Origin of the sequence: Pseudomonas sp. CM27, from assembly GCF_013179515.1 — a bacterium.
Lineage (GTDB): Bacteria > Pseudomonadota > Gammaproteobacteria > Pseudomonadales > Pseudomonadaceae > Aquipseudomonas.
In genome coordinates this window covers 14,309-19,356 of the sequence record NZ_JABMCN010000080.1, presented here as the reverse complement: position 1 = coordinate 19,356, position 5,048 = coordinate 14,309, and the positions used below count along the sequence as shown (strand labels likewise).

Below are 5,048 nucleotides of genomic sequence, written 5' to 3'. Positions count from 1 at the left end.
CGAGCTGAGCACGCTGACCTGGCCATCGACCCACAGCTCGACAGTACCCCGGGTCACCAGGCCGCATTCCTCGCCCTCGGCATGCACGATCGGCTCGCCCGAGTCGGCACCGGGTGCATACAGTTCGCGCAGCATGCGCATCTGCCGGCCTTCGACACTGGCGCCAACCAGCAACATGCGCAGGCCGTTGCGGCCCAGGTCTGGCTGTTCGCCACCGCGGAACACGAAACGCTCTTCACGCACGGGCTCATCGAAGCTGAAGAACTCCGCCAGGCTCATGGGAATGCCTTCGAGCAGCTTTTTCAGGGAGCTGACCGAAGGGCTGACGCGATTCTGCTCGATCTGCGAGATCGTCGAATTGGTCAGCCCGCTGCGGCGGGCCAGTTCCCGTTGGGAGAGGTTGTTGCGTTCACGCACCAGTTTGAGTCGCGTCCCCGTGTCCATAGCCGCCTTGTAATCAGAGGTGTAAAGAATAATGAGCGAGGCGCATTAAAACACACTCTGCACGCTTGCGCGCTGCGCTTGTCAGGCAGCCTGGTTGCGCGGCATCGGCCACAGCCCGACCAGCAGCAACAGCGCGGCCACGGCCAGGAATGGCAAGCGCGGATCGAGGGCATACACCAGGGTGCCGGCCAGTGGCCCGATCACCGCGCCCATGCCCTGGGCAGCGCCTATGGAGCCGGCGGTGGCGCCTTGTTCGGAAGCCTGCATGGCATTGGCCGCCAGTGCCGAAAACGCCGGGAACACAAAGCCCATGCCGGTTGCGGCGACGAAGTAGCATGCCCACAGCCACCCTGCCGTGGTCGCCAGCGCGCCGCAGGCAAAGCCCAAGGCTGAAACGGTGGCACCTACCCGGATCATCTTCAGCGGCGGCCATTCCAGCTGGCGCAGCAGCACCTGCGCCAGGATCAGCGCAACCCCCACCGTGGTCAGGGCGATGCCGGCGGTCTGAGCGGCTTCGGCTGGGCCCAGCTTGAGGCGGTCGAGGGCGAAGAAACCGACAATGATCTGCGACACCGTCACGCTGAGCATGGCGCTGAACGCGACCAGCAATGGCCGGCGCAGGCGCGGGTCGCTCAACCGCACCGGGCTGGGCGCGTAGCTGTGCGGCAGGGCCTGCGGCTTGAGGGCGAACAGCAGCACCAGAAAGGCAGTGGCAGGCAACAACGACATGATGTGAAAGGGCAGGCTCAGGCTATGGCGTGCCAGCAATGCCGCCAATGCGGGGCCTACCACCAGGCCGACAGCGTTGGCCGCGCCCAGTGAGGCCATGGCCCGGGCCCGGCGCTGCGGTTCGACATGGTCGGCGATCAAAGCATTGCAACCCACCGGGATGGCGGCATAGAAGGCGCCGATGCAGCCGCGGGCCACCATCAGCCCGACAAATGCCAGGGTTGCCCCCGGCATCCAGCGCAGTGCGCCTTCGACGAACAGGCACAGCAGCCAGTACGCCAGGGTAAAGCCGGCGCTGCCCAGCAGCAGGATGCGCCGACGGCCCAGGCGGTCTGCGGCGCGCCCCCAGGGCCGGGCCAACAGTACCCAGACCACCCCCGCCACGGTGACGGCGGCGCCGGCTTGCCAGGTGGCCATGCCGAGCTGGCGGGCGATCGGGCCGATCAGGGCGACAAAGGCCATCATCGACATGGTACAGGCCATGTTGGCCAGCAGCAGGGGGCGCAGGTCCAGCGTGCTGGCAGGTAGCAGAGTGGCAGAATCCTTTGCAGCGTTCATTGGGCAGTCCAGGGCAGTTTGGCAGTGAAGGGTCGATACTAATAAGAACAATTATCGACTGTCGAACCCTCTGCACCCTTTCAGGTCATTCATGACGGCGCAGCGGGCCGGGCCACATGCTACGCAACACACCGTCGCGGCGCACCCAAGCGTGCATCAGTGCCGCGCCCAGATGCACCAGCACGGTGGCAAACAGCAGGTAGCCGGCCCATCCATGCGCCTGTCGCAGCACGGCATACAGTTGCAGGTCATGCGGGGCGATAGCAGGCAAGCCAAGCGGGCGAGGGTAGTTGCCGGCCGAAAGCATGGCCCAGCCCAGCAGCGGCATGGCCAGCATCAGGCCATATAGCAACAGGTGCGAGGCCCCGGCAGCCCAGCGTTGCAGGGGCGGCAGGTCGCGTGGCAGGGGTGGGTGCGGCACCAACAGGCGCACGCCGATGCGCAGTACCACCAGCACCAGCAGGGCCAGGCCGGTGGCCTTGTGCAGCCCGATCAGCACAGGGTGGCGTGGCGACAGGTCACCGACCATGCTCACGCCGATGAACAACATGGCCAGGATCAACACGGCCATCAGCCAGTGCAGCAGGCGAGCGATGGGGTGGAAGGCTTCGGGTTTCATGGGTGGGCTCCGGTGCCGAGCGATTCGCGGCTGCGGCGGTTGAAGGATTCCGAGTAGGCAGCCGAGCGGGCGGCCAGGATCGGGTCGGCGGATGCTTCGATGCCCCGCGGCAGGATCAGCGGGTCGAAATTGAGGTCGCGGCAAGCGCCCTGCTCAGGGGCGTCGACCTGTTCCAGCACCAGGGTGCCGGCGTCCACGCTGCGCCGCTCGGCAGGCCAGGGGCGGGCAGGGTTGTCCACGGCATCGCCGGGTTCGGCCAGCACCAGCCGCAGCGTCCAGCGCAGCGGGCCCTGGGCCAGGCGCTGCTGCAGGTCATGCTGCAGGAACTGTTTGTCGTCGACCTGGGCGGGCAACGCGGCAAACGCGGTTTGCGGCTCAAGCTGCCAGCGCACCGGGTGGGCGGCGCCGCTGGCGTCGATCAGGCGGAAGGCGTTGATGCTGTGGTACTGGGTGCTGGCGAAGCTGTCGCTGGGCTTGTAGCCCGCCGCCCATTGGCGAAACGCCGCGCTTTCCGGGTGGGCGGCGAAGAACGCCTGCAGTTTTGCCGGGTCCGGTTTGCCGGTGGCAGGTACAGGTGCCCCCGCCAGCACTTGCTCATAGAATGCTTGCGGCGTGCCTACCGCCAATACGGGTGGATTGTTCATGCCGGTACGCCAGACCTGACCATCGTCGGTGCTCAGTTGAATCGCCAGGCTGCGCACCGGTATGCCGGTATCCGGGGCGAACGGGTTGGCACCACCGATGGCGAAGCGGCCGATCACCGGCACCCGTTGCTGGCTGAACGCCCGCGCCGTGGACAAGCTGGCGGCCTGGCCGCTGGCCTGAAAGTAGCCACTGACGCACAGGCCCTTGGCGTGGTTCTTGCGATAGCCCGGGTAGTGCCCGGCCTGGGCTTCGAAGGTGTCGATGATGCGCTGTGGGGTCAGGCGGGTTTCCCCGAGCCAGCCGGCAGCATAGGCAAAGCCGGCGCCTGCGGCCAGCATCACGGCGCCGATGGCGGCCAGGCGCAGGGCCTTGGCCGGGCCGTGCAAAGGTGAGTTCATGATCATCGTCCGGTTCAGTGAAGATGCCAGTACGACGCGGCAGGTAAAAACTTATTCCCTCGCCGGGAATAGAATTTCTTCACAGGCGTCTGCCCTTTACACTGACTACCCCTGAGGCTGGGACCTGGCCATGCACGACCTGGACGACCACCAGTGGCGCGAACTGCTCGCCCGTCTGCGCCGCTTTGCGGTGTGGCTGACCCGTGAGCCCGGCAGCGCCGACGACCTGGTGCAGGCCACGGTCGAGCGCGCCCTGAGCCGACGCGACCAACAACGTGACGCCGATGCCCTGCGCGCCTGGCTGTTCACCATCCTTTACCGGTTGTTCCTCGACGGTAAACGCCGCGACCGCCTGCACGCCCGCTGGCTGTCCTGGTTCGGCCGTGCCGAGCGCGAGGATGAGCCGCTCGGCGACAACCTCGAAGCCATCGTCCTGGCCCAGGCCGACCTTCAGGCGTTCGCCCGGCTGACGCCCGAGCAGCGCGCCTTGCTGCTGCTGGTCAGCATCGAGGGTTTGAGCTACAAGGAGGCCGCCCAGGCCTTGGGCATCCCCATCGGCACTGTGATGTCGCGCTTGTCGCGCGCGCGCAATGCCTTGCGCGAATTGACCGAGGGCAACCCCCAGCCACCGGCCTTGCGGAGACTGAAATGACGCGCCTGATTCCCAGTGAAGACGAACTGCATGCTTACGTCGATGAGCGCCTGGCGCCGGGCCGCCGGGCCGAGGTGCAGGCCTGGCTGGCGACCAACCCGCAGGCGGCGGCACGGGTCGAGGGCTGGCGTGCCGATGCCCGCCGGTTGCGTACCGCGTTGGCCGGGTTTGGCGAATCAACCGGGGCGGCCCAGCTGGATCTGCGGCAGCTGCGCGGGCGATTGCGCGAGCGTCGGCAACGCCGCTGGGCTGTAGCGGCGGCAATGGTGCTGGCGTTGGGCGTGGGTGGCCTGGGCGGTTGGCAAGTACGCGATGCAAGCCTGGCGCGTGCCGACCTGCCCATGGCCGATGCGGTCCAGGCGCACCGCTTGTTTGTCGGCAGCCAGACGCTGGATATCCAGGCCAGCGACCCGGGGCAGTTGCGTGACTGGCTGGGGCGGCACTTCAGCCGCGTGGGTCGGTTGCCGGACCTGGCGGGGTATGGGTTCAAGCCGGTGGGTGCGCGTTTGCTAAGCAACGAGCAGGGGCCGGCGGCGTTGTTGGTGTTCGAAGATGGCGCTGGCCAGCGCATCAGCCTGTTCCTGCGCTCGCCGGGTGAGCAGTACCGCCGCATGCCGGAGGGGCAGCGGATTGATGGGCAGCTGGAGGCGCGGTATTGGTCGCATGGGGCTTACAACTTTGCGCTGGTCAGTGCGGCGGATGATGTGCGTGGGGCGGGGGTGGGGGAGGTGTTGCGGTTGGGGTTGTGAGGGGGCGCTGTGCATGCCTTGGGTGTTGTGTTGCGTGGGATATCGAGCGCCGCCCGCGCGGCGCATCGCGGATCAATCCGCTCACATTTGTTGCAACGTGGCCATGCCTGTGAGGCCATGGTTGTCAGCCGGTTTGCCCGGCTCAAGTCATGCGCCAGGGCTGGCAGCCATGGCGTTACAGGTTCGGCACGTTGCAACAAATGTGAGCAGCCTTGTGCTGCGAAGCGCCGCGCGGGCGGCGCTCGATCTCACTG

General features: G+C 67.1%; 6 protein-coding genes. 2 read left to right on the top strand and 4 right to left on the bottom strand.

The features are described 5' to 3' along the window. From HP547_RS12425 to HP547_RS12410, 4 genes are all read right to left on the bottom strand, one after another. Positions 1 to 444, bottom strand: a 444-nt coding sequence (locus HP547_RS12425; RefSeq protein WP_172286422.1) for a helix-turn-helix domain-containing protein, incomplete at its 3' end; no start/stop codon positions are given. An 81-nt stretch (positions 445 to 525) separates the two neighbouring features. Beyond that, the gene (locus HP547_RS12420) at positions 526 to 1,731 is read right to left on the bottom strand and encodes an MFS transporter (protein WP_172286421.1); all 1,206 of its coding nucleotides are present in this window, start codon (positions 1,729 to 1,731) and stop codon (positions 526 to 528) included. Between the two features lie 85 nt (positions 1,732 to 1,816). Then, the gene (locus HP547_RS12415; protein ID WP_172286420.1) at positions 1,817 to 2,350 is read right to left on the bottom strand and encodes a cytochrome b; all 534 of its coding nucleotides are present in this window, start codon (positions 2,348 to 2,350) and stop codon (positions 1,817 to 1,819) included. Beyond that, on the bottom strand, positions 2,347 to 3,399 hold the full coding sequence (locus HP547_RS12410; protein WP_172229957.1) for a catalase family peroxidase: 1,053 nt from the start codon (positions 3,397 to 3,399) through the stop codon (positions 2,347 to 2,349). The genes HP547_RS12415 and HP547_RS12410 overlap by 4 nt, the downstream gene beginning before the upstream one ends. A 124-nt stretch (positions 3,400 to 3,523) precedes the next feature. Between HP547_RS12410 and HP547_RS12405 the strand changes: the two genes are divergently transcribed. Both HP547_RS12405 and HP547_RS12400 read left to right on the top strand, forming a co-directional pair. After that, entirely contained in the window at positions 3,524 to 4,045 is a 522-nt protein-coding gene (locus tag HP547_RS12405; RefSeq protein ID WP_172229960.1) for a sigma-70 family RNA polymerase sigma factor, read from the top strand. Then, entirely contained in the window at positions 4,042 to 4,794 is a 753-nt protein-coding gene (locus HP547_RS12400) for an anti-sigma factor (RefSeq protein ID WP_172229963.1), read from the top strand. Before HP547_RS12405 ends, HP547_RS12400 begins: the two co-directional genes overlap by 4 nt. The last annotated feature ends 254 nt before the right edge of the window (positions 4,795 to 5,048 follow it).